At 69.2% G+C, this 22,239-nt stretch carries 22 protein-coding genes; 11 read left to right on the top strand and 11 right to left on the bottom strand.

Translation table 11 applies throughout. The annotated features are described in order from the left end of the window. The first annotated feature begins 109 nt into the window (after window positions 1-109). The gene (locus ACGF7Y_RS28140; RefSeq protein ID WP_393238713.1) at window positions 110-724 is read left to right on the top strand and encodes an LppP/LprE family lipoprotein; all 615 of its coding nucleotides are present in this window, start codon (window positions 110-112) and stop codon (window positions 722-724) included. A 192-nt stretch (window positions 725-916) separates the two neighbouring features. Here ACGF7Y_RS28140 and ACGF7Y_RS28135 read toward each other — a convergent pair whose 3' ends face one another. Next, complete coding sequence (locus ACGF7Y_RS28135) at window positions 917-1,537, bottom strand: TetR/AcrR family transcriptional regulator (RefSeq protein WP_393238710.1); 621 nt, start codon at window positions 1,535-1,537, stop codon at window positions 917-919. Between the two features lie 4 nt (window positions 1,538-1,541). Then, window positions 1,542-2,411, bottom strand: coding sequence for an oxygenase MpaB family protein (locus ACGF7Y_RS28130; RefSeq protein ID WP_393238707.1), 870 nt, complete (start codon window positions 2,409-2,411; stop codon window positions 1,542-1,544). A gap of 171 nt (window positions 2,412-2,582) precedes the next feature. On the opposite strand from ACGF7Y_RS28130, the gene ACGF7Y_RS28125 reads away from it, so the two are divergent. From ACGF7Y_RS28125 to ACGF7Y_RS28115, 3 genes are read left to right on the top strand one after another with little or no spacing between them, the layout of a single operon-like run. Then, a complete protein-coding gene (locus ACGF7Y_RS28125) occupies window positions 2,583-3,035 on the top strand; it encodes an SRPBCC family protein (RefSeq protein WP_393238705.1) in 453 nt (150 codons plus the stop codon). Next, complete coding sequence (locus ACGF7Y_RS28120) at window positions 3,032-3,373, top strand: ArsR/SmtB family transcription factor (protein WP_393238702.1); 342 nt, start codon at window positions 3,032-3,034, stop codon at window positions 3,371-3,373. The genes ACGF7Y_RS28125 and ACGF7Y_RS28120 overlap by 4 nt, the downstream gene beginning before the upstream one ends. A gap of 43 nt (window positions 3,374-3,416) precedes the next feature. Next, window positions 3,417-3,860, top strand: a complete 444-nt coding sequence (locus tag ACGF7Y_RS28115; protein WP_393238700.1) for an SRPBCC domain-containing protein — start codon at window positions 3,417-3,419, stop codon at window positions 3,858-3,860. Between the two features lie 62 nt (window positions 3,861-3,922). Here ACGF7Y_RS28115 and ACGF7Y_RS28110 read toward each other — a convergent pair whose 3' ends face one another. The 4 genes from ACGF7Y_RS28110 to ACGF7Y_RS28095 all read right to left on the bottom strand — a co-directional run bounded on the left by ACGF7Y_RS28110 (window position 3,923) and on the right by ACGF7Y_RS28095 (window position 8,868). After that, complete coding sequence (locus ACGF7Y_RS28110) at window positions 3,923-6,316, bottom strand: ATP-binding cassette domain-containing protein (protein ID WP_393238697.1); 2,394 nt, start codon at window positions 6,314-6,316, stop codon at window positions 3,923-3,925. A gap of 306 nt (window positions 6,317-6,622) precedes the next feature. Further along, window positions 6,623-7,033, bottom strand: coding sequence for a VOC family protein (locus ACGF7Y_RS28105; RefSeq protein WP_040866560.1), 411 nt, complete (start codon window positions 7,031-7,033; stop codon window positions 6,623-6,625). 5 nt (window positions 7,034-7,038) lie between these two features. Beyond that, window positions 7,039-7,488 carry a helix-turn-helix transcriptional regulator gene (locus ACGF7Y_RS28100; RefSeq protein ID WP_040866561.1) on the bottom strand — a complete coding sequence of 150 codons (450 nt, stop codon included), beginning with the start codon at window positions 7,486-7,488 and terminating at the stop codon, window positions 7,039-7,041. 72 nt (window positions 7,489-7,560) lie between these two features. Next, window positions 7,561-8,868, bottom strand: a complete 1,308-nt coding sequence (locus ACGF7Y_RS28095) for a hypothetical protein (RefSeq protein WP_393238693.1) — start codon at window positions 8,866-8,868, stop codon at window positions 7,561-7,563. A gap of 515 nt (window positions 8,869-9,383) precedes the next feature. Here ACGF7Y_RS28095 and ACGF7Y_RS28090 point away from each other — a divergent pair. Next, window positions 9,384-9,563, top strand: coding sequence for a TerD family protein (locus ACGF7Y_RS28090; RefSeq protein ID WP_393238690.1), 180 nt, complete (start codon window positions 9,384-9,386; stop codon window positions 9,561-9,563). A gap of 7 nt (window positions 9,564-9,570) precedes the next feature. Here ACGF7Y_RS28090 and ACGF7Y_RS28085 read toward each other — a convergent pair whose 3' ends face one another. Next, window positions 9,571-9,891: an ArsR/SmtB family transcription factor gene (locus ACGF7Y_RS28085; protein ID WP_393238687.1), complete on the bottom strand. Its 321-nt coding sequence runs from the start codon at window positions 9,889-9,891 to the stop codon at window positions 9,571-9,573. Between the two features lie 668 nt (window positions 9,892-10,559). Between ACGF7Y_RS28085 and ACGF7Y_RS28080 the strand changes: the two genes are divergently transcribed. From ACGF7Y_RS28080 to ACGF7Y_RS28070, 3 genes are all read left to right on the top strand, one after another. Then, window positions 10,560-11,498: a CorA family divalent cation transporter gene (locus ACGF7Y_RS28080; protein WP_393238684.1), complete on the top strand. Its 939-nt coding sequence runs from the start codon at window positions 10,560-10,562 to the stop codon at window positions 11,496-11,498. A gap of 140 nt (window positions 11,499-11,638) precedes the next feature. Then, window positions 11,639-12,007, top strand: a complete 369-nt coding sequence (locus tag ACGF7Y_RS28075) for a nuclear transport factor 2 family protein (protein ID WP_393238681.1) — start codon at window positions 11,639-11,641, stop codon at window positions 12,005-12,007. A gap of 158 nt (window positions 12,008-12,165) precedes the next feature. Continuing rightward, window positions 12,166-13,068 carry a S1C family serine protease gene (locus ACGF7Y_RS28070; protein ID WP_393238909.1) on the top strand — a complete coding sequence of 301 codons (903 nt, stop codon included), beginning with the start codon at window positions 12,166-12,168 and terminating at the stop codon, window positions 13,066-13,068. Between the two features lie 8 nt (window positions 13,069-13,076). Here the strand turns inward: ACGF7Y_RS28070 and ACGF7Y_RS28065 are convergent, their stop codons facing one another. Beyond that, window positions 13,077-13,763 carry a TVP38/TMEM64 family protein gene (locus ACGF7Y_RS28065; RefSeq protein ID WP_393238678.1) on the bottom strand — a complete coding sequence of 229 codons (687 nt, stop codon included), beginning with the start codon at window positions 13,761-13,763 and terminating at the stop codon, window positions 13,077-13,079. A gap of 180 nt (window positions 13,764-13,943) precedes the next feature. Between ACGF7Y_RS28065 and ACGF7Y_RS28060 the strand changes: the two genes are divergently transcribed. From ACGF7Y_RS28060 to meaB, 3 genes are read left to right on the top strand one after another with little or no spacing between them, the layout of a single operon-like run. Then, window positions 13,944-15,800 carry a methylmalonyl-CoA mutase family protein gene (locus ACGF7Y_RS28060; protein WP_393238676.1) on the top strand — a complete coding sequence of 619 codons (1,857 nt, stop codon included), beginning with the start codon at window positions 13,944-13,946 and terminating at the stop codon, window positions 15,798-15,800. Next, on the top strand, window positions 15,800-18,079 hold the full coding sequence (gene scpA / locus ACGF7Y_RS28055; RefSeq protein WP_393238673.1) for a methylmalonyl-CoA mutase: 2,280 nt from the start codon (window positions 15,800-15,802) through the stop codon (window positions 18,077-18,079). Before ACGF7Y_RS28060 ends, scpA begins: the two co-directional genes overlap by 1 nt. Further along, window positions 18,076-19,119 carry a methylmalonyl Co-A mutase-associated GTPase MeaB gene (gene meaB / locus ACGF7Y_RS28050; RefSeq protein WP_393238671.1) on the top strand — a complete coding sequence of 348 codons (1,044 nt, stop codon included), beginning with the start codon at window positions 18,076-18,078 and terminating at the stop codon, window positions 19,117-19,119. Before scpA ends, meaB begins: the two co-directional genes overlap by 4 nt. A gap of 154 nt (window positions 19,120-19,273) precedes the next feature. On the opposite strand, the gene ACGF7Y_RS28045 is transcribed toward meaB, so the two are convergent. Genes ACGF7Y_RS28045 through ACGF7Y_RS28035 form a run of 3 tightly spaced genes read right to left on the bottom strand, consistent with a single transcriptional unit; the run spans window position 19,274 to window position 22,193 of the window. Continuing rightward, window positions 19,274-20,236 (bottom strand): endonuclease/exonuclease/phosphatase family protein, encoded by a 963-nt coding sequence (locus ACGF7Y_RS28045; RefSeq protein WP_393238668.1) that lies wholly within the window; start codon window positions 20,234-20,236, stop codon window positions 19,274-19,276. Between the two features lie 23 nt (window positions 20,237-20,259). Beyond that, window positions 20,260-21,144: an amidohydrolase family protein gene (locus tag ACGF7Y_RS28040; protein WP_393238665.1), complete on the bottom strand. Its 885-nt coding sequence runs from the start codon at window positions 21,142-21,144 to the stop codon at window positions 20,260-20,262. After that, a complete protein-coding gene (locus ACGF7Y_RS28035) occupies window positions 21,141-22,193 on the bottom strand; it encodes a nucleoside hydrolase (RefSeq protein ID WP_393238662.1) in 1,053 nt (350 codons plus the stop codon). The genes ACGF7Y_RS28040 and ACGF7Y_RS28035 overlap by 4 nt, the downstream gene beginning before the upstream one ends. Window positions 22,194-22,239: the final 46 nt, after the last annotated feature.

The raw sequence follows: 22,239 nt of genomic DNA, 5'->3' as shown, positions 1-22,239 counted from the left end.
GACCGGGCAGAGATGGTGATCATGCCGAACACATGCCCGGAAAATCGCGGATGTAACGGTGTGCGTGCGATACCGACTTCCAGTTGTCGGGAATTCGAAAGGGAGGCGAATGAAGACGATCATCGGTGCGGCGGTGACGGCGATCGCGGTGAGCGTGGCTGTCGCGGGTTGTCAGGGCGAATCGGGTGCGCCGGCGACCGGAACGAGCGAACCCGGTCGGTCCACCGTCGAGGCCACTCGGACGACGCCCGCGCGGGGCGGCGCCACCACTACCGAGGCGGCGCCCGCGAAACTTCCTGCTACCAGTGGAAATGGTCGATGCGTCGATCCCGGGTCGAGCGTGGTCGCCGACGCGATGACCTCGCTCGGGCCCGCGCCGGGTGGCACGCCGTACGTCGTCGACACCGTCACCGACGCGTCCGCAGGAGCTTGCCCCGAACTGCTGTGGGTGCTGGCCGCGACACCCGGTGGAACGGCGAGTTCCCCTTGGCACGTGCTGTTCTTCGACCACGACGGCTATCTCGGCACCGCGACGGCGAAAGCGACGTCCTACACGACAGTGGTCGGTTCGGGCGACCGCGATGTGCGGGTGCAGTACCGGTGGCTGGAGGGTCGCGACGCGAACTGCTGTCCCTCCGGCGGTCCGGTCGTGATCACCTTCACTCTCGCCCGCGACGACCGCACGGTGACACCGAGTCCGGCGATCCCCGACCAGGTCGGGTGATCCCAGCGGCTGTCCGTTCGGGATAGGCGCTCTGCCGCAAGCCCCGCACAACAGCGAAGGCGAACCTCGTATTGCCTGGTCATCGAGCCTGAAGACGCCGTGCCGTAACGGCATTCGGTAGCACGGCACGCTCGTGTGACCGTCGCGGAGACCGACGCCGGTACAGCGCGGCGACCGTGTCGGCGGTCCGGCCTATCGAATGGCGGTGGGAATGAGGTGGCGGCGGGCGAAGAGGCGAGCGTCTTCGTCGGTCTCGAGGGAGAAGTAGCTGTCCGGGATGAGCAGGAGGGTGAGGGACAGGCGCGCGGCGATCTCGGCGGATGCGTCGGGATCGATGTCGCCGAGGTCGTCGGCTCGGCGGAGCTGTTCGGCGAAGAACGCGCGCGCCGCGGCGAGAAGTGTCGCGCCGTAGGTGATGACGAAGGGCTGGCCGCCTTCGTCGGCGAGCAGGACGCGGTTGGTGAGTGGGTCGGTGCGCAGCGTGCGCAGGGCGATGGCGAAACCTTCGGCGGCGCGGTCGCGCACGTCGGTGTGGTCGGCGACGGCAGTGGTGATCCCGGACAGCACGCGCCGCAGCCACACGGTCAGCGCCGTCGTGACCAGCAGATCCTTGCTGGGGAAGGCCCGGTAGACGGTGGCGCGATGCAGGCCGGCGCGGCGGGCGATGTGTTCCATGCGGACGCGATCGATGCCGTGGTCGCGGAATTCCGCCAGGGCCGCGTCGATGATCCGGATGGCCTGCGGGTCGCCTTCGATGTCGGCGGCGAGCTGGTCGGCATCGAAGGCGGCGGTCGTCTGCCGGGCACTGCGCATGGCCCTAATACTGCCCGAGGGCGCGGGCGTGCCGCAGGCCCGCGCGCGCCCTCGGGTGGTAGCGCAACGGTTCGGGGATGAGCCGCCAAGCGTTGCGGATCAGGCCTGCGGTGGCGCGGAAATGCGCCTGGTCGGTTCTGCTGTAGTGCAGGCCGAGCTTTTCCCGGGCGGGCTCGGGTAGCAGCGCGGCGGTGAGCACCCGGTATTCGGACATGATCACCGGCCGGAGTACCCGTTCGACCGGTTGCGGCAGATACGGCAGTCGCATGTCGCTGGTGAATCGCAGCCGCTCGGTCAGCCACCGCGCCGACTCCGTGGCTTCCAGGACGTCGCGGCAGACGGCGTCGAAGTACTTCCGGAAAGCGGCGTAATCGGCGGGCATCGGCCGGTCGCTCACGCCGTATCGCCGAAACCAGATCTTGCTCTGCTGGTACAACTGCTCGCGTTCGGCTGCGGTCAGGCCGTCGCCGAACACGTCGGCGATGTCGATGGTCGCTTGCACCATCGTGGCATGCGTCCAGTAGTAGGTCTCCGGATCGAGTGCGTGGTAGCGCTTCCCGTGCGCGTCGGTGCCCCGGATGTGGCGGTGATAGTCGCGGACCCGGGTTCCGGTGCCGCGTTCGACCGGGTCGTAGACGGTGCCGATGATCTCCGGAATCGAACGCAGGACCCGATCCCACGGGTCGCCGAAGAAGTCGGAGTGCCCGGTGACGCCCGCGCCGACCGCGGGGTGCATCAGCTCCAACATGCCGTACGGGGCGGCGACCAGAAACAGCCGCAGGTCACCCAGATAACGCCACAGCAGTGTGCCGGGTCCGAGTCGCGGGTCTTCTCCCGCGCTCTCGTCGTGGGCGGTGTCCAGGTGTGCGGTCATCGTCGACCCTTTCGTTTGTGCGACGAAATTACTGTAAATGTCGCAGATGTCGCATTCAAGCGTCCGCTGAGGAACAGCTCGAGTCATATGCAACCAATGGTTGCGCGAGAAGCGAAGGCGGGTTAGCGTGATGTGCAACCAAATGTTGCGCATGACGAAAGGGTGGCGAGTATGGAGTACGGCAGCATCGAACGGGAGATCTACGTCGACGCCTCGCCCGAGGTGGTCTTCGAGGTGGTCAGCAGCCCGGAGCACATCTCGCAGTGGTGGACCGACGATGCCGACTTCGAGGTGGCGCCCGGCGCGGTCGGTGAACTCGTCTGGGGTGACCGGGCGCAGGTCGCTCCGATCACCGTGGTGAACGCTGAGCCGCCTCGGGTGTTCTCGTTCCGCTGGTGCTACCCCGACCGTGAGGCCGACGACTCCGCCGGGTCACTGCTGGTCACGTTCGAGCTCGTTCCGTCGGGCGCGGGTACCACGATCCGGCTCGTCGAGACCGGATTCCGGGAGATGGGCTGGGAGGCCGCGAAGTCGGCGGAGCAGTATCGCGAGCACACCGTGGGCTGGGATACCTATATTCCGCGGCTGGGGGAGTACATCGCCCGGCTGGTGTCCACCCGGTGACCGCCGCCGTCGACGACGACCTGTGGTCGGCGGTCGGAGATCCGACTCGTCGGCGGATGCTCGACCTGCTGCTCGCGGAGGGCGGCGGCACCGCCACCAGTCTCAGTGAGCAACTGCCCGTCACGCGGCAGGCGGTCGCGAAGCATCTCGGCGTGCTCGACCGCGTCGGTTTGGTGCACGCCACGCCCGCCGGGCGGGAGCGGCGGTACCGGGTGGACGAGGCGCAGCTCGCCCGCGCGGTCGCGCAGTTGTCCTCGGTGGGGGCGGCGTGGGACGCCAGGCTGCGTCGTATCAAGCGGATCGCCGAGGCGATTCAGCGCGGGCAAGACCAGCAGTGAATTCACATATCAACGGCAATCGACATCGGAAAGAAGTGACGAAATGGTGGACATCCTGCACAGAGTCGGAATCAAGTCCGCGGTGGCCGACGTCTACGCGGCCTTGACCACCACCGAAGGGCTGGCAGGCTGGTGGACGACCGACACCAGCGGCAAAGGCAGTGACGTCGGTGGTGTGCTCGAATTCCGGTTCGGCGCCGGTGGATTCGACATGAGGGTCGCCGAGCTCGATCCGGGCAAGCGCGTGCGGTGGGAAGTGATCGATGGACCCGAGGACTGGGTCGGCACGCAGCTGCACTGGGATCTCGCTCAGGCCGAGGACTACGCCATCGTTCTGTTCAAGCATCAGGGCTGGAAGGAACCGGTGGAATCCATGCACCACTGCAGCACCAAGTGGGCGGTCTTTCTGCTGAGTCTGAAGTCGCTGATCGAGACCGGGAAAGGCGCCCCGGAGCCCTACGACGTCAAGATCGACAACTGGAACTGACGTTCCGCGAGAGGACCCGTGGCCGCTGAGGGCGCGGCCACGGGCGCCCGCGCGAACCTCGCTCAGGCGCCCACGTAGGCCGCGAGATGTTCGCCGGTCAGGGTGGAGCGGGCGGCGACGAGGTCGGCGGGAGTGCCCTCGAAGACGACCCGGCCGCCGTCGTGTCCGGCACCGGGGCCGAGGTCGACGATCCAGTCGGCATGCGCCATGACCGCCTGGTGATGTTCGATGACGATGACCGACTTGCCGGAGTCGACGAGCCGGTCGAGCAGGCTCAGCAGCTGCTCGACATCGGCGAGGTGCAGGCCGGTGGTGGGCTCGTCGAGGATGTAGACGCCGCCCTTGTCGGCCATATGGGTGGCCAGCTTGAGCCGCTGCCGCTCGCCGCCGGACAGCGTGGTGAGCGGCTGGCCGAGGCTGAGGTAGCCCAGCCCGACGTCGGCGAGCCGGTCGAGGATGGCATGCGCGGCCGGTGTGCGCGCCGCACCGTCGCCGAAGAACTCCCGGGCCTCGAGCACCGACATCGCGAGCACCTCGCTGATGTCGCGGCCGCCGAGGTGATACTCCAGCACCGATGCCTGATACCGCTTGCCTTCACACTCCTCGCAGGGAATGGCGACACCGGCCATCATCGCCAGGTCGGTGTAGACGACGCCCGCGCCGTTGCAGGTGGGGCAGGCTCCCTCGGAGTTGGCGCTGAACAGCGCCGGCTTCACGCCGTTGGCCTTCGCGAACGCCTTGCGGATCGGGTCGAGCAGTCCGGTGTAGGTCGCCGGATTGCTGCGCCGCGAGCCACGGATGGGCGCCTGGTCCACCGACACCACGCCCTCGCCCGTGGGAATGGACCCGTGCAGCAGCGAGCTCTTGCCGGACCCGGCCACACCGGTGACGGCGACCAGAACTCCGAGCGGAATGTCGACGTCGACGTCACGCAGGTTGTTCGCCTTCGCGCCGCGGATCTCGAGTGCGCCCGTGGGTTTGCGCACCGACGCCTTGAGGGAAGCCCGGTCGTCGAAATGGCGGCCGGTGACCGTTCCGCTGGCCCGCAGCCCTGCGATGCTGCCCTCGAAGCAGACGGTGCCGCCCGCCGCACCGGCGCCGGGGCCGAGGTCGACGACGTGATCGGCGATCGTGATCGCCTCCGGCTTGTGCTCCACGACGAGCACCGTGTTGCCCTTGTCCCGCAGCCGCAGCAGTAGATCGTTCATCCGCTGGATGTCGTGGGGGTGCAGGCCGATGGTCGGCTCGTCGAAGACGTAGGTCACGTCGGTGAGCGAGGAGCCGAGGTGGCGAATCATCTTGGTGCGCTGGGCCTCACCGCCCGACAGCGTGCCCGAGGGCCGGTCGAGCGAGAGGTAGCCCAGCCCGATCTCCACGAACGAATCGAGGGTGTGCCGCAGCGCGGCCAGCAGCGGCGCCACCGACGGCTCGTCCAGGCCGCCGACCCATTCGGCCAGGTCGCTGATCTGCATCGCGCAGGCGTCGGCGATGCTGATCCCCTTGATCTTCGATGATCGAGCCGCCTCGCTCAGCCGGGTGCCGTCGCACTCGGGACACGTGGTGAAGGTGACCGCCCGGTCGACGAAGGCGCGGATGTGCGGCTGCATCGCCTCCCGGTCCTTGGCCAGGAACGACTTCTGGATCTTGGGGATCAGCCCCTCGTAGGTGAGGTTGACGCCCTCGACCTTCACCTTGGTCGGCTCTTTGTACAGGAAGTCCTGCATCTCCTTCTTGGTGTACTTGCGGATCGGCTTGCTCGGGTCGAGGAAGCCCGACTCCGCGTAGACCCGCACCGTCCAGAAGCTGTCCGACTTCCAGCCGGGAATGGTGAACGCGCCCTCGGCCAGCGACTTGGAATCGTCGTAGAGCTGCGTGAGGTCGATATCGGATACCGAGCCCCTGCCTTCGCACCGCGGGCACATGCCGCCGGTGATGCTGAAGCTGCGGCGCTCCTTCACGGTCTTCCCGGCGCGCTCGGTCGTGACCGCACCCGCTCCGCTGATCGAGGCGACGTTGAAGGAGTACGCCTGCGGCGAGCCGATGTGCGGCTTCCCGAGCCGGCTGAAGAGGATGCGCAGCATCGCGTTGGCATCGGTGGCGGTGCCGACCGTGGAGCGCGGGTCCGAACCCATGCGTTGCTGGTCGACGATGATCGCGGTGGTCAGCCCTTCGAGCACGTCGACATCCGGCCGGGCCAGCGTCGGCATGAAGCCCTGGACGAAGGCGCTGTAGGTCTCGTTGATCAGCCGCTGCGACTCCGCTGCGATGGTGCTGAACACCAAGGAGCTCTTGCCCGAGCCGGAGACGCCGGTGAACACCGTCAGCCGCCGCTTCGGGATCTCGATGCTGACATCCTTCAAGTTGTTCTCGCGTGCGCCGTGCACGCGGATCAGATCGTGGCTGTCGGCAGCGTGCGGCGCGGGCGACCGCGTGTCCGTCGTCGTGGCCGTGCTCATCGTGTCTCCCTTTGTCGGGCGGGGCCGCCTGCGCGGCCCGGGGTCGGCGTCGCCTGGCTCGATTCAACCAGGTCGGCGGATCCGTCTGAGTGTTTGTCGATGCGCCCGGTCCGAGGCGTCGGACCAGCGGCGGGTCGCGGCCGTCTCCTGCGGCGGACCGGTCGTGAGCCGGCTGTCGTGGGCAGCGGCTCCGAAGCCGGCGCACCGCCCACCGAGTCGCGGGCCCGCGGACGTCTTCGTCACGGATGACGTGCTGCTCGGGGTGACGGTGGCCATCGCTCGAGGCGCGGCCGCGCGCCGGGCGGCTCAGCGCAGTTGCTGGATGCGGATCAGGTTGCCAGCGGGATCGCGGACGGCGCAGTCGCGGACCCCGTACGGCTGCTCGGTCGGCTCCTGGACGATCTCCGCGTCCCCGGCCACCAGTCGCTCGAAAGCGCCGTCGAGATCTTTGGTAGCCAGAAGGATGCCGCCATAGGTGCCCTTGGCCATCATCTCGGTGATGGTGCGGCGCTCGTCATCGGTGATGCCCGGGTCGGCGCCAGGGGGGTGCAGAACGATGGACGTGCCCGGCTGGTCGACCGGGCCGACCGTGAGCCAGCGCATCCCTTCGTATCCGACGTCGTTGCGCACCTCGAAGCCGAGAAGGTCACGGTAGAAGGCGAGGGCCGCGTCCGGATCGTCGTGCGGCAGGAAGCTCGCGTGAATAGTGATGTCCATGGCAGTCAGGCTAATTGCGGCTCGGTAACCGGCGCTTCTCGATTCCTGATCGGTCTGGTCACCTGTTTCGCCACACACGACGGGATTCCCGCTGTCGTGCGCGCGGCATCGCGCCGGTAAACGCTGGGCGGCACGCCGACCAGCTCGGTGAAGCGCGTGCTGAAGGTGCCCAGCGACGAACAGCCGACCGCGAAACAGACCTCGGTGACGCTGAGGTCGCCCCGGCGCAGCAGCGACATCGCGCGTTCGATGCGCCGCGTCATGAGATAGGCGTACGGCGACTCGCCGTAGGCGAGCCGGAACTGGCGGCTGAGGTGCCCGGCCGATATGTGCGCGTCGCGCGCGAGCGCCTCCACGTCCAGCGGCTGCGCGTACTCCCGGTCGATGCGGTCGCGGACGCGGCGAAGCCGCGCGAGGTCGTGCAGGTGTTGCGTCGCGGCGGGTCTGCTGGTCACTCACCAGATCGTGCCACATCACGGTGACAAGCGACCGCATGGAGCCGCTGGGCCGGCAGGCTCCCCCCGCCGCTACCAGAAGGTCGCCGAGAGCTCGTACTCGGCGAGCGCGGCCCGCACCAGCTCGGTGAGCTGCTCGGCGTCCAGGAGCGTCGGCGGGTGGAAACCCATGACGCGCAGCGTGATCGCTTCGCCGGTTTCGACCAGCGCGACGTACAGATTACCGCCGCGTTCGGTCACCACGGTCCGCGAGTTCAGGCTCTGATTGACCAGGCCGAGCATCATCGCCGAGGCCGGACGGCCGTCGATGCGGAGGATCTCGGAGTCGAGCTTGCCGAGGCTGGAACACACCGTCGAGATGGGGTCGGTGGCGGCTTGCCGCGCCAGCGCCGCGTAGCGTCCGCGCGGCAGCGCCACCGCGACCGGGACCAGCGGGGGGACATCCTGTCCGCTGGCCGTGGCCGCGCTGAGCTGCTCCTTCATCACCGCGCGCAGCGGGGCGAGGTCGGCCGGTTCGCCGTCGCGCGTATCCACCTCGAAGGCGATGGAGGTCAGCGCGTTCGTGCGAAGATCGTCGGCGGTGCGGGTGCTGACCGGCATCATCATGCGAACCCGGCCCTCGTCGTCGGTGCGGCCGATCGCGGTGGCGATGGACGCCATCATCGCCACCGCCAAGGTGGTGCCGGTGCCGCCCCGGCTGCGCGCCGCCGCATGCCAGCGCTGCGCCGGGACCGTCGCGGTGACCGTCGGCAGACGGAAGTGCCGCGCGTCCTCGTCGGTAGGTGCGGTCTTGCCGCCCCGTCCGGTCACGGCCAACCGCAACGCCAGAACGGCAGCCGACGGCAACGACCGGGCACGCCGCGCGGCATCGCGAAGATCCCCGGCCAGCAGACGCATCCGACCGAATTCGTCGCTGCGGTACGCCAGATCGAGCCGCTTGTCCGCGACCGCGTCCGTGACCGCCGCGCAGAACGCCTGGCCGTCCGCGAGGGTGTGCGAAACCAGCAGCGACACCGCGCTTCCCCCGTTGTCGAGGTGGGTCGCCGCCAGCCGCCATGCGGGTCCGCCGAAGGTGCGCAACTCGGCATGCCCCTGCTCGGCGATCCAGGCTTCCAGCTCGCCCGGAGGGATGGGCGCTTCCGTGACCTCGAGCGGGCTGAACTCGGTGCGGGTGGTCCACCGGTCTCCGGCGGCCGGAATCATCGCGGGCGCGACCGCTCTCCCCAGCCTGCCGTGCCGCAGTGCCTCGTGGAAACGCTCCAGCGCCGCCATGTCGACCGGACGGTCATAACGCCAGACCGCCTGTATCGCCAGGGTCCCCCCTAGCGCGGAGTGCCCCCGCGCACTCACGCAATCGATATCGGTCAGGCGGTAGGTCACGCGAATCTCCCCTCGAGTTCTGCACACCGGAGCAGGTCCGCACCGGCCTCGTCGCCGCCACAACTCGGCGCAACGACGATGAGGATCGTTCGAATGTCCGGTTTCGAGCTGTTCGGCCAAACAAGAGCATTAGGCCTGGCAACGTCGTGGTCAACCCTACTGGCGGGTTCGGTGGGCGCGCCCGCGATAGGGCGCCGGAGGTGGGCGAAAAGCTACTCATCGGTTCGCTGTCCTGCGCGAACGGCGAACCTGCCCGCCAGCTGCGCGGAAACCGCGGCACGGGCGTTCGTCGCGCCGAACCGGCCCGATGCCGAGTACTCGAGCTGGACGGGCGACCACTTCAGCAACGCGCTGGTGGACGAGTGGCGTCCGCCGGTGTGGCCGGATCGCGCCGGCGGATCAGCGGCAAGTAGACCTCGTCTACGATGTCGACCAGAACGTCATCGGGTGCGGTCGGGGCTCCGCGCACGACGAGTTCGTTGCGGAGCAGGACCAGGCTGGGTGGATCGACACGTGTGGCGCGGCGTCGAGACCTCACGCGCGCGACCTTGGACGCGGCCGCCGAAGAACGCACGTTGGTACTGGCCGAGATGTACCTGCGCGGCGACGTCTGGCGGTTGCGTGCGGTGGGGCAGGCTTATCCGACGGATCTCGCGACGCTGGCTCGCCACTACGGGGTGGACGTGGCGGAGTGACGCCGGGTCAGTCGTGATGCGCGCGGTGGTGGCGGAAGGCCAGACGGACGAGGTCGGCGATGTCGGGGTCGGCGATGGCGTAGACGTGACGCCTGCCGTCTTTGTGGGCGCGGACCAGCCCGGCGAGTTCGAGTTCGGCCAGATGCTGGCTCACGGCGGGTACGGAGTGGCCGACGGCGGCGGCGAGGCTGCCGACGTCGCGCTCGCCTTGCGCGAGCAGCCAGAGTATCTGCAGGCGCGCGGTGGCCGCGAGCATGCCGAAAACCGCTGCGGCGTCGCGTAATCGGTCTTCCGGGATGGGGCCCGGCGGCTCGCTGTGCTGGGTCACGTCCGCCTCCATAGCTGTCGGTAGGGTGACACGGCCGTGTCCGGCTGTGCAACCGCAGGGTCGCCACCGACCGGCCGGTGCGCCGCAGGGCCGAAAACCGCTGTTCTGGCCGTCATCCGGGCCGTTGGATTTCCACCGGGTGGCGCGTTGTCGAACACTTGCGCAACTGATTGACGTACCCCGATCGGCGGGTTTCTAATGATGGATGGCGCAATTCGTGCGCCGGTCGACCAACGAAGCGAGGTGAGCGGCAGATGCCGGTTGACAGTATCGACGTCTACAGCCGGGCCGCCCTCGAGAAACGGGTTGCGCCGCCGCGTCGTTGATCTGTATGCGATCGGCGGCCGGGCAACGCGCCCCGATCGTCCGACGCGGCATCGAATTCCGACCTTCGTCAGCTCTTCGACGCGTAACGGCGTGCGCGTCCGGCCGATGCGCTGGTCCTTCGTCCACGGCGCGACCGGGTTCGTCGGGGCTCGACGCTGCCCGCCCCGTGCGCGCGTCCTCTGTCCGGAGGGGCGTGCCAGCCCCGCACGATAGTAAGTATTGGAGTTCCCGCTATGGCCAGATTGCTCGAGAAAGCCGAAACCTCTTCTCGGTCACGGAAACCGGAGCGTCCGCAGCAGGCGGCCTCGCTCCAGCGCTCCTTCCCCGGGCAGCGGTAGTCGATGACGACCTTTCTCAGCGCCGTGACCGCCGACCACTTCGACACCGAAGTGCTCCAGCAGCACTGGATTCCACTCGCCGCCGACGACGCCGACACCGCTGCGGTGCTCCGGGAACGGCTGGGGATCGACTTCACCGTCGCCGACAGGCAGGTCTGGGAGTCCGACAACTTCCTCTATTTCCCGGTGGTCGCCCGCTACCAGCGCGGCGAGACGATCGAACACGCGACGATCGTCTTCGCCTTGGGCGGTGAATTCCTCGTGACGCTCCAGCCGTCCGAGCATTTCGTCCCCTTCGACAAGGCGGTCGCGAAAATGCGCCGCAGCCCGGAACTCGCCGGCTCCGCGCACGGGGTGATGTACGCGCTGCTGTGGGCGCTGAACGAGGCGTCGGAACGGGTGCTCCACCACGCCGGTGACGCGCTGGAGGCGATGCACGAGGAGATCGAGCAGGCACTCGAACGCCATGAGCGAAGCGGCACCGACATCGCTGACCTGCGCGAGGCCATGTCACGGCTGGACGCCACCGCGCGCATCGTCGCACGCACCCGCGAGACCCAGCTGCAACTGGCCCGCACCGCGCGCCACCTGATGGCCGACGCCGGGTCCGGCCACGGGAAGCTGAACGATTCCATCGGCCTCCTGCTCGCCGACATCGACGGGGTGAAGGAGCACGCGGGCGTCGAATCCGACAGGGCCCGCCACCTCCAGCAGTCTGTGACGACCTGGCTGGGCGCGCGTCAGAACGAGGCCGTCAAGGCGTTCACCGTCGCCACCGCGGCTTTCCTGCCGCCCACGCTGATCGCGGGCTGCTACGCCATGGATCTCACCGGCATCTCCGAAATCTCCGGTCAGCTGGGTTTCTTGGTCACTGCACTGCTGGCGCTGATGGCCGCGGTGATCCCCTTGGCGTACCTGAGGAAGAAGGGCCTACTGCGCTGAATCCCCGCCCGCTTCGTTTCCGGCGATCATTACCTCGCGCGTAATCGACGCGGGGCGCGTGGCACGGCAAGGTTGGGGTCAGCCGATCGGAGAACTTCGGATCGGTGACTGTAAACCATTACCGCACAGGAGGATTCATCATGTCGCGCTACGACGAAGCGGTCGATCGGTACTTCGCCGCGTGGAATGCCACCGACGAGGAAGCCAGGGCCGCGGCGGTCGCGGCCGCTTGGGCCGAGGACGGCGGATACACCGATCCGCTCGCGGAGGTGAGCGGGCACGCCCAGCTGGCGGCGGCCATCGGAGGAGCGCAGGCACAGTTCCCCGGCTTCGAGTTCCGCCGTGTGGGCGAGGTCGACGGCCACCACGACATCGCCCGCTTCTCCTGGGAGCTGGTCTCGGCGGCCGATGGCAGCGCCCCGGTCGCGGGCTCGGACGTGATCACCCTCGGCGCCGACGGCCGGATCACGAGTGTGCACGGCTTCCTCGACCGGGTGCCCTCGGCGTAGCCCGCGGGCCGCGGCGCACTCCGCGACACGCCCGGCAGGCCGCGGTCCGGTTTGCGCCTGCGGCGAACACGGTGCGTCGTCCACGCCACGGGGGCATCCTGGACGTCAGGAGTGCAGTTCCGGCAAACAGGGTGGTGGTCGGCGTGGACAACGCCGCGATGGATGCCTACTCCCGCACCGTGATCGCGGTGGCGGCGTCGGTGACCCCGCACGTGGCCAGTGTGCGGACCAGGCGGGGGAGCGGATCGGCGGTGGTCTTCACCGACGACGGATTCCTGCTGACGAATGCGCACGTCATCGGCGTGGCGAGCGGGGGAGAGGTGGTCTTCGCCGACGGAGTGGAATCCCGGTTCGAAGTGGTCGGGGTGGATCCGCTGTCGGATCTGGCCGTGCTGCGCGCTCGCGATGGTGCGCCGGGCGCGGTGCCGCTCGGGGACAGCGACCGATTGGTGGTCGGTCAGCTGGTGGTGGCGGTCGGCAGCCCGCTCGGCCTGGCGGGTTCGGTGACGGCGGGCGTGGTGAGCGCGCTCGGGCGCGCGGTTCCGGTGGCGTCTCGCCGCGCCGGGCGGGTGATCGAGGACGTGATCCAGACCGACGCCGCGCTGAACCCCGGTAATTCCGGTGGCGCCCTGTCGGATTCGGCAGGCCGGGTGGTCGGCATCAATACCGCGGTCGCGGGCATCGGGCTCGGCCTGGCCATCCCGATCAACGCGACGACGCGCCGGATCATCGGCACGCTGCACGCCGAGGGACGCGTCCGGCGCGCCTACCTCGGCTTGGTCGGCGTGCCCGCGCCGCTGCCCGAGCCGGTCGCCGCGCGCACCGGGCAGGCCGCCGGAGTGCGCATCGTCGAGGTGGTCCGCGGCGGCCCCGCCGAACAGGCCGGGCTGCGCCGCGGTGATCTGGTGCTGAGTGTGGCACGGTCGGAAGTGCGTGACGCCCAGGGCATACAGCGACAGCTGTTCGCCGAGGCGATCGGTGTGCAACTGCCCGTCACCGTGCTGCGCAACGGGGCCATGGTGGACGTGATCGCGGTCCCGGTGGAATTGGCGGCGGACTGAGCGCGGGCCTAGTCGACGGCCGGGACGGGCTCGGCGGCCGCGGTCGGCGCAGGTGACTCTGTCCTCCATCGCGCGTCGACGACCAAACCGCCCAGGCCGACGGCGAGGCAGACGCCGGACAGCGCCAGCATCGCCGGATGGGTCGTCCCGGTGAGCGCGTCACCGAGGATGACGGTCCCGATGGTGCCGGGCAGTACGCCGAGCACCGTGGCGATCAGGTAGGGCCAGAACCGGATCGACGACAACCCACAGCAATAGTTGATCACCGAGAACGGCACCGCCGCGATGAGCCGCAGCGAGCCCACCGCCAGCCAGCCCCGGCGTGCGAGACGTTCATCGATCGCGCGCACCGCGGGGTGGGTGAGCCGGGCGGCCACCTGATCGTGATCGAGCGCGCGCACGAGCAGGATCGCCAGTACCGCGCTGACGGTCGTCGCCCCCACCGCCAGCGTGATGCCCAGCAGCGGGCCGAACAGCAGTCCGGCGCTCACGGTGAAGACGGTGCGTGGAATCGGCGCCACCGTCACCAGGGCGTGGACCAGGAAGAACAGCAGCGGAAAGACGGGGCCGACGGACGTCGCCCAGTCCTGCACCTGATGGGGTGACGGCAGCGGAACCAGCAGGGCCGCGCCGAACAACGCCACCGCGCCGACGATCAGCGCGACGATACGCGGGTCCCGGAGCAGCCTGGTCATCCGCGACAGGTTACCGGTTGGTAGTGGCGGGCAGGATCAACCGGCTGGGAATCCGCCCGCTAGCATCAGAGGAGCGGGACGAATGCCCGTTAACCGAAGTAGTCGCTGAGCTGGGCGAATGTGAGGGTATCGGGCGCACACTGCCGGTGCGCCCGTGTTGAGGAAGAGGAACAGCAAGCTATGCCGATTGCTTCAGATTCCGGGGCCGATCCGGTGCCCGAATACGCCGCGTGGCGCAAGGGCGTTGCCGGGGTGCTGGCCAAGGCTCGCCGCGTCGATGTCGGCGAACTTCCCGAGCAGCCCGAGCGGCTGCTCGACGAGACCACCTACGACGGGCTGACCGTCGCCCCGCTCTACACCAGGCGCGACGAGTTGCCCGAGCAGCCCCTGCCGGGAACTTTCCCCTTCGTTCGCGGCCGCGACGCCACCCGGGATGTACACCGTGGCTGGTTCGTCAGCGCGCAGTTCGCCCAGCGCGACGCCGCGGCCGCCAACCGGGAGATCCTGGCCGCGCTGGAGAACGGGATCAGCGCGATCTGGCTCGGCGTGGGCGAGCGTGGCGTGCCGGCGGCGGAGCTGCCGACCGCGCTGAACGGCCTGCTGTTCGAATTGGCGCCCCTCACGATGGATGCGGGCGGCGACGTCGCAGACGCGGCGGACCAGGTGTTCGCGGTGCTCGACGGCTACGCAGCGCCCGCTCGCGAGGACATCCGCGTCTGCCTCGGCGCCGCACCCTTGACCAGCCGCTTCGCCGACCTTCCCGATACCGGTCTCGCCGAGGCCGTCGCGCTGGCCGGACGGGCCGCCGGACGGCCGGAAACGGTTCGCGCGATCACCGTGGACGGCACCGTCTTCCACGACGCGGGCGCCTCCGACGCGCAGGAACTGGGCGCGGCCGTCGCCGCGGGCCTGGCCTATCTCCGGGCGCTGACCGAGAGCGTCGACATCGCCGACGCGCTGGAACAGATGGAGTTCCGGTTCGCGGCCACCGACGATCAGTTCGCCACCATCGCGAAGTTCCGTGCCGCCAGGCGGCTCTGGGCGCGGGTCGCGCAGGTCTGCGGCGCACCGGATTTCGGCGGCGCGCCGCAACACGCGGTCACCTCGGCCGCCATGATGAGCCGGCGCGATCCCTGGGTGAACATGCTGCGCACCACCCTCGCCGCGTTCGGCGCGGGCATCGGCGGCGCCGACACGGTGACCGTGCTGCCGTTCGACTCCGCCCTGCCGCCCGGTGAGCTGGGCGTCTCGAAGTCGTTCGCCGACCGGATGGCTCGCAACACCCAGTTGCTGCTGCTCGAGGAATCGCATCTGGGCCACGTGCTCGACCCGGGTGCGGGCTCCTGGTACGTCGAGGACCTCACCGCCGCGCTGGCGGCGAAGGCGTGGGAGTTCCTCCAGGAGATCGAGGCGGCCGGTGGCTACCTCGCCGCGCTGGAGTCGGGCATGCTCGCCGAGCGCGTCGCCGCGACGAAGGACGCCCGCGATGCCGATGTCGCGCACCGCAAGACCGCCGTCACCGGCGTGAACGAATTCCCGAACCTGGCCGAACAGCCGTTGTCCGAGGCGGCGCGGCAGGCGGGCCGGGTCGCTCGCTACGGCGCGGCGTTCGAGCAGTTGCGCGACCGCTCCGACGCCTACCTCGCCGAACACGGCGTGCGACCGCAAGCGTTGCTGGTGCCGCTCGGTTCGGTGGCGGAGCACAACGTGCGGGTCACCTTCATCGCGAACCTGCTGGCCTCCGGCGGCATCGAGTCGATCAACCCCGGACCGCTCGCGGTGGACGGCATCGCCGCCGCGGCCACCGAAGCCGGGGCGCCGATCGCGGTCCTGTGCGGGTCGGACACGCGCTACGGATCCGAAGCCGGTGCGGCGGTGGAGCAATTGCGTGCCGCGGGCGTGGGAACGGTGCTGCTGGCGGGTTCGGCGAAGACCGTCGCCGACCTCGACGACGCGCAGCGCCCGGACGGATTCCTCGCCGCGCGCATCGACGCCGTAGCCGCGCTGTCCGGCCTGCTGGAGAAGGTGGGAGCCTGATGACTACTCGTGAGATCAAGCATGTGATCGGCAGTTTCGCCGATGTGCCGCTGGCCGAGCGCGCGCCGGAGCCCGCCGCGGTGGACGCGGCGCAGGTGACCGAGTACGTGCGCGCGGCAGCGGCGGCCAATCGGTACGCACCCGAGCAACTGGTGTGGTCGACGCCCGAAGGCATCGATGTGCCGCCGGTGTTCACCAAGGCGGATCGGGACGCCGTTGCCGCCGAAGGGTATCCACTCGACAGCGTGCCCGGTGTCGCGCCGTTCGTGCGCGGGCCGTACCCGACGATGTACGTCAACCAACCGTGGACCATCCGCCAGTACGCGGGCTTCTCCACCGCCGCGGATTCGAACGCTTTCTACCGGCGCAATCTGCAGGCGGGCCAGAAAGGCCTGTCGGTCGCGTTCGATCTCGCGACCCACCGCGGCTACGACTCCGATCACCCGCGCGTGCAAGGTGACGTCGGCATGGCGGGCGTCGCGATCGACTCGATCCTGGACATGCGCCAGCTGTTCGACCACATCCCGCTGGACCAGGTCAGCGTCTCGATGACGATGAACGGCGCCGTGCTGCCGATCCTGGCGCTGTACGTCGTCGCCGCCGAGGAGCAGGGCGTCGCGCCCGAGCAGCTGGCCGGAACCATTCAGAACGACATTCTGAAGGAGTTCATGGTCCGCAACACCTACATCTACCCGCCCAAGCCCTCCATGCGGATCATCTCCGACATCTTCGCCTACACCAGCGCGAAGATGCCGAAGTTCAACTCGATCTCCATCTCCGGCTACCACATCCAAGAGGCGGGCGCGACCGCCGACCTGGAGCTGGCCTACACCCTCGCCGACGGTGTCGAGTACATCCGCGCGGGCATCGACGCGGGCATGGAGGTCGACAAGTTCGCGCCGCGCCTGTCGTTCTTCTGGGCCATCGGCATGAACTTCTTCATGGAGGTCGCCAAGCTGCGCGCCGGGCGCCTGCTGTGGAGCGAGCTGGTCGCGAAATTCAACCCGAAGAGCGCGAAATCGCTGTCGCTGCGTACCCATTCGCAGACCTCCGGCTGGTCGCTCACCGCGCAGGACGCCTACAACAACGTCGCGCGCACCTGCATCGAGGCGATGGCCGCCACCCAGGGGCACACCCAGTCGCTGCACACCAACGCGCTCGACGAGGCGCTGGCGCTGCCGACGGACTTCTCCGCCCGCATCGCCCGCAACACCCAGCTGTTGATCCAGCAGGAGTCCAACACCACCCGCCCGATCGACCCGTGGGGCGGTTCGTACTACGTCGAGTGGCTGACCCACCAGCTGGCCAACCGCGCCCGCGCGCATATCGCGGAGGTGGAGGCGCACGGCGGCATGGCGCAGGCGATCGGCGAGGGCATCCCGAAGCTGCGTATCGAGGAGGCTGCCGCGCGCACCCAGGCGCGCATCGACACCGGCCAGCAGCCGGTGATCGGCGTCAACAAGTACCAGGTCGAAGAGGACCAGCAGGTCGAGGTCCTCAAGGTCGAGAACTCGCGGGTGCGCGCCGAGCAGATCGAGAAGCTGCGGCGGCTGCGGGCCGAGCGCGATCCCGACGCCGTGCGGCGGGCGCTGGCCGAATTGACCCGTGCCGCGGCCTCGTCCGAGGGCGGCATGGCGAACAACCTGCTCGCGCTGGCGATCGACGCGGCCAGGGCCAAGGCCACCGTCGGCGAGATCTCCGATGCGCTGGAGCAGGTGTACGGACGGCACCAGGCCGAAATCCGTACGCTCTCCGGCGTGTACCGCGACGAGGCAGGAAAGGTCACCAACATCACCGAGGCGAGCGAGCTGGTCGAGGAATTCGCCGAGGCCGAGGGCCGCAGGCCGCGCATCCTCGTCGCGAAGATGGGCCAGGACGGTCACGACCGGGGACAGAAGGTGATCGCCACGGCCTTCGCCGACCTCGGCTTCGATGTCGATGTGGGCCCGCTGTTCCAGACCCCGGAAGAGGTGGCGCAGCAGGCGGCCGACAACGACGTGCACGTCGTCGGGGTGTCGTCGCTGGCGGCGGGCCACCTCACGCTGGTGCCCGCCCTGCGGCAGGCGCTGGCCGATGTCGGACGCCCCGACATCATGGTCATCGTCGGCGGCGTGATCCCGCCCGGTGACTTCGAGGAGCTCTACCAGGCGGGCGCCGCGGCGATCTTCCCGCCCGGCACGGTGATCGCGGACGCGGCGATCGACCTGCTGAAGAAGCTCGGCGCCGAACTCGGTCACGAACTCGGCAGCGGCGCCACGGATTCCGCCGCGACGGAATGAGCGAAGCCGGTTCCGCGGCGCGCGCCACCCCGAAGGCGGCCGCGCGCCGCACGATCGATGTCGACGCCCTCGCCGCGGCGGTCCGCGCCAACGAGCGGGCCGCCCTGGCGCGGGCGATCACGTTGGTGGAGTCCACCCGGGCCGATCACCGGGCGCTGGCGCAGCAACTGCTGCTGAAGGTCTCGCCGGAGGCGGGCGCCGGGGGCGCGCCCTCCAACCGCGTCGGCATCACGGGCGTTCCGGGCGTCGGCAAGTCGACCTTCATCGACGCGCTCGGCATGTACCTGATCGGCCAGGGCCACCGGGTCGCGGTGCTCGCGGTCGACCCGTCCTCGACCCGGACCGGTGGCTCCATCCTCGGCGACAAGACCAGGATGGCGCGATTGTCGGTGGAACGCGACGCCTACATCCGGCCTTCGCCCACCGCGGGCACGCTCGGCGGCGTCGCCAAGGCGACGCGGGAGACCATCGCGCTGCTCGAGGCGGCGGGCTACGACGTGATCCTGGTCGAGACCGTCGGGGTTGGGCAGTCGGAGGTCACGGTCGCGAACATGGTCGACGTCTTCTGCTTCCTGACCCTGGCCCGGACCGGCGATCAGCTGCAAGGCATCAAGAAGGGTGTGCTCGAACTCGCCGATCTGGTCGCGGTGAACAAGGCCGACGGCAAACATCAGGTCGAGGCCAAGGCCGCCGCCCGGGAACTCGCGGGTGCGCTGCGCCTGATCCATCCGCACGACGCGCTGTGGCGGCCGCCGGTGCTGACCATGAGCGGATTGGAAGGCGTCGGTCTGGACCGGTTCTGGGACACGGTGCTCGAACACCGCCGCGTGCTCACCGACGCCGGTGAGTTCGCCGAGAAGCGGCGTCGCCAGCAGGTCGACTGGACCTGGACCATGGTGCACGACCAGTTGCTGCGCAGGCTCGCGGACAACCCGGAGGTGAAAGCCATTCGGACGCAGGTGGAAAAACAGGTCCGCGAGGGCACCCTGACCGCCGCGCTCGCCGCCGAGGAACTTCTGCGCGCGTTCGATGGACGTTGACCTGCCGTAGGCGCGAACGCCGCGTCGTGCGGCATCGCGATGGCGGCCGGGTCGACGCGGAACTGCGGGATCACCTGGGCCTGCGCGACCGTCCGCGCGCCGGACACTCGATGGTCCGGGGATCCGGCCGACCTCGCCGATGGCGCAGGATGGCTTACCGCTGCTTTCCGTGCAAGCGGACCTGCGCCACCAGCGCGCGGTGGTCGGCTCCCGGGAGGTCTACGGTCTCCGCAGCGACCGCGCGACCGTCTGCGACGAGAATGTGGTCGATGCCGACGAGGGGCGGCCAGCGCTTGTCGGTCGGATAGGTGACCAGATGGCCGGCGCCCGCCTGTTCGGTGGCGTCGCCGAAGCGGCCGGAGAGCATCGCACGGAACTGCCGGTGGTCGTAGGTCGCGTTGAAGTCGCCGCCGGCGATCGCCGGTCGATTCGCGGGCGATCGGTCGAGAATGTCGCGCAGCCGGGACAATTCGTCGGCCCAGACGTGCGTCCCGTACACCGGCGGTACCGGGTGGAAGGCGTACACCGTGACCGGCCCTGCGTCCGGGATCTCCGCGGTCGCCGAGAGCTGGTTCAACACGAAGCCGTCGTACTCCACGGTTTCCGACAGGGGGTGGCCGCTCCAGATTCCCGTCCCGGTCGCGGTTCTTCCCGGCGAGAGGAAACGGTACGGCAGCACCCGATCGAGACCTGCCCGGCCGAGATCCTCGACCGCCGTGGGAGTGAGCTCGTCGACGGTGAGCACGGTGACGTTCCGTGCGCGCACCTCATCGACCAGCGCCCGGGCGTCGGCTCCGTCGAACAGGAGATTGGCCTGCATCACGGTCACGGTGTGCCCGTCACTGTCGTCCGGGTGGCCGACATACAGCGGCGCTTGCGTCCACGTCGCGATGGCGACGACCATGATCGCGACTCCCGCGCCGGTCCGGTGCCGCATGGCGACGAAGGCGACCGCACCCAGGACGGCAGAACCCATCAGATACGGCGCGCCCGACGCCGCAAGAACCAGTATCCGCGACGACGACCCGTTGAAGTGCAGGGCGATCCCGGCGACGGCGGCCAGAGCCGCGACCCACGCCAGCAGACGGATACCGAGCAGAACCGACTTCGAAATCATGTCCGATACCCGAGCACGCCCGTTCACTCGATACCGAACAGCGTCGCCGCGTTGCGGTAGCAGACCTGACGCAACCAGTCGTCACCGAGTTCGAGCCGTTCGAGCGCCTCGATCGAATGACCGTAGGAGTGCGGAATATTGGGAAAGTCGCTGCCGAACAGGATGCGGTCGGCGAAGGCGCGCAGCCTGCCGTGCTCGTGCACTGGGAACGGAGCGTCGGCCTCGGAGAAATCGGTCCACACCATCGTGGTGTCCAGCCGAACTTCCGCGTAATCGCCTGCGAGGTCGAGGAATTCGGAATACTCGGGCGTGCCCATGTGCGCGATGACCAGCCGCAGGCGCGGAAAGCGGCGCAGCACACCGGCGATCGGCTCCGGGCCGGTGTGGGTTCCGGGCGCGGGGCCGGAACCGCAATGGATGACGATGGGGATGCGCGCGTCCTCCAGCAGGCCCCACACCGGGTCCAGCAGCGGGTCGCCCGGGTGGTAACCGCCGACTTGGACGTGCGCTTTGAAGACGCGGGCGCCGCGCTCGACCGCCTCGCCGACATAACCGGCCGCCTGCGGCTCGGGAAAGAAGGTGGCGGTGTGCAGGCAATCCGGGGTACCGGCGGCGAACTCGGCGGTCCATTCGTTGAGCCACGCCGCCATGTCCGGTTTGTGTGGGTACACCAGCGCGGTGAACGCGCGCACGCCGAAGTCGCGCAGAGTCTTCAACCGGACCTCGGCATCGTCGCGGTAGGTGATCGGCCAGGTGCGGCCGGTCAGCGGCCCGACCGTGTCGAAATACGCCCACACCTTCCGCATCACCTGATCGGGCATGAAATGGGTGTGCACGTCGATGATGCCGGGCAGGCCCAGCCCGGCGCGGAAGGCGGACAGGTAGGTCGCGTCGTCGGCGGCGGTCATCGAACCTCCTGCGGCGCCGGCGGGTGCACCGTCAGCGCGAGGTCGCCGACCCGGGCGATCAGTCGTTCGAAGAACAGCTCCGGGTCGGTGCCGATCACGATGTCGGCGTTGGGTTCCCGGCCCCACATGCCCGCCCAGTCGGCGACCGTGGTCGCGCGGGTGATGGTGCCCGCAAGCTCCACGTCCACCGTCGCCGGACGGGTGCGGGCCAGCGCCGGGTCCAGCGCCACCGCGGCCGCGAACGGATCGTGCATATGGGCCAGATACCCCAGGTCGTACCCGTGATGGAAGTCGAAGTAGAACCGCACGGCATCGGTGACGTACCGGACGATCGGATTGCTCGCGGCCGAACGGGCCTCGGGCGGGTCGGCGGGCGAGAGGACTTCCAACGGAAAGCTTTTCGCCCGCTCGGCCAGACGGATCAGGTGCTCGGGTCGCATCTCGATCGTCTCGGTGATGTCGAGCGCGCAGACGATCGGCCTACGCTCGGCCGGCGTCGCGGCGAACGCGTCGAAGACCTCTTTGGCGGCCTCCGGGTCGACGTGCACATTCCACTCGTTGGTGGGCGTGGTGTTGCCCGGATGGTTGAACGCGCCGCCCATGATGACCAGACGATCCAGCAGCAGCGGCAGATCCGGTTCGATCCGCAACGCGAGGGCGAGGTTGGTCAGCGGCCCGGTGCAGAGGCCGACGATCTCGCCGGGATGGGCGCGCACCAGCTCGGCCCACATCAGCGCGGCCGATCGCGGCGAGAGACGGCGAGCCGAGGCGGGAAGTTCGGCGTATCCGATGCCCTGGGGTCCGTGCGTGTCCTCGGTGGTGCGCAGTGGGATCGCCAGGGGATCGGCGGCGCCGAGCGCCACTTCGATCACGGGTGCGCGGCAGACGTCCAGCCAGGCGAGATTGTTCGCCGCCACCTGCGTCGCCGGAACGTTGCCCGCGGTGGCGGCGATGCCGGCGATCTCGGCCTCGGGAGAGCCGAGCAGGTACAGCAGCGCCAGGGAGTCGTCGATGCCGGTATCGACGTCCAGGATGATCTTCTGCCGCACGGCACGAGACTAGCGAGCCTGGATGCCGGGCCCGCGCCGAGGTGCC

It is taken from the genome of Nocardia sp. NPDC047654, from assembly GCF_043205035.1.
Taxonomy (GTDB): Bacteria; Actinomycetota; Actinomycetes; order Mycobacteriales; family Mycobacteriaceae; genus Nocardia.
This window is presented reverse-complemented; position numbering and strand designations above follow the sequence as displayed.

Coding starts and splice junctions, on each gene's coding strand:
- ACGF7Y_RS28135 (WP_393238710.1), bottom strand. CDS start 1,537: ATGCGCAGTGCCCGGCAGACGACCGCCGCCTTCGATGCCGACCAGCTC.
- ACGF7Y_RS28140 (WP_393238713.1), top strand. CDS start 110: ATGAAGACGATCATCGGTGCGGCGGTGACGGCGATCGCGGTGAGCGTG.
- ACGF7Y_RS28110 (WP_393238697.1), bottom strand. CDS start 6,316: ATGAGCACGGCCACGACGACGGACACGCGGTCGCCCGCGCCGCACGCT.
- ACGF7Y_RS28070 (WP_393238909.1), top strand. CDS start 12,166: ATGGATGCCTACTCCCGCACCGTGATCGCGGTGGCGGCGTCGGTGACC.
- ACGF7Y_RS28045 (WP_393238668.1), bottom strand. CDS start 20,236: ATGATTTCGAAGTCGGTTCTGCTCGGTATCCGTCTGCTGGCGTGGGTC.
- meaB (WP_393238671.1), top strand. CDS start 18,076: ATGAGCGAAGCCGGTTCCGCGGCGCGCGCCACCCCGAAGGCGGCCGCG.
- ACGF7Y_RS28115 (WP_393238700.1), top strand. CDS start 3,417: ATGGTGGACATCCTGCACAGAGTCGGAATCAAGTCCGCGGTGGCCGAC.
- ACGF7Y_RS28125 (WP_393238705.1), top strand. CDS start 2,583: ATGGAGTACGGCAGCATCGAACGGGAGATCTACGTCGACGCCTCGCCC.
- ACGF7Y_RS28130 (WP_393238707.1), bottom strand. CDS start 2,411: ATGACCGCACACCTGGACACCGCCCACGACGAGAGCGCGGGAGAAGAC.
- ACGF7Y_RS28040 (WP_393238665.1), bottom strand. CDS start 21,144: ATGACCGCCGCCGACGACGCGACCTACCTGTCCGCCTTCCGCGCCGGG.
- ACGF7Y_RS28080 (WP_393238684.1), top strand. CDS start 10,560: ATGACGACCTTTCTCAGCGCCGTGACCGCCGACCACTTCGACACCGAA.
- ACGF7Y_RS28060 (WP_393238676.1), top strand. CDS start 13,944: ATGCCGATTGCTTCAGATTCCGGGGCCGATCCGGTGCCCGAATACGCC.
- ACGF7Y_RS28075 (WP_393238681.1), top strand. CDS start 11,639: ATGTCGCGCTACGACGAAGCGGTCGATCGGTACTTCGCCGCGTGGAAT.
- ACGF7Y_RS28105 (WP_040866560.1), bottom strand. CDS start 7,033: ATGGACATCACTATTCACGCGAGCTTCCTGCCGCACGACGATCCGGAC.
- scpA (WP_393238673.1), top strand. CDS start 15,800: ATGACTACTCGTGAGATCAAGCATGTGATCGGCAGTTTCGCCGATGTG.
- ACGF7Y_RS28065 (WP_393238678.1), bottom strand. CDS start 13,763: ATGACCAGGCTGCTCCGGGACCCGCGTATCGTCGCGCTGATCGTCGGC.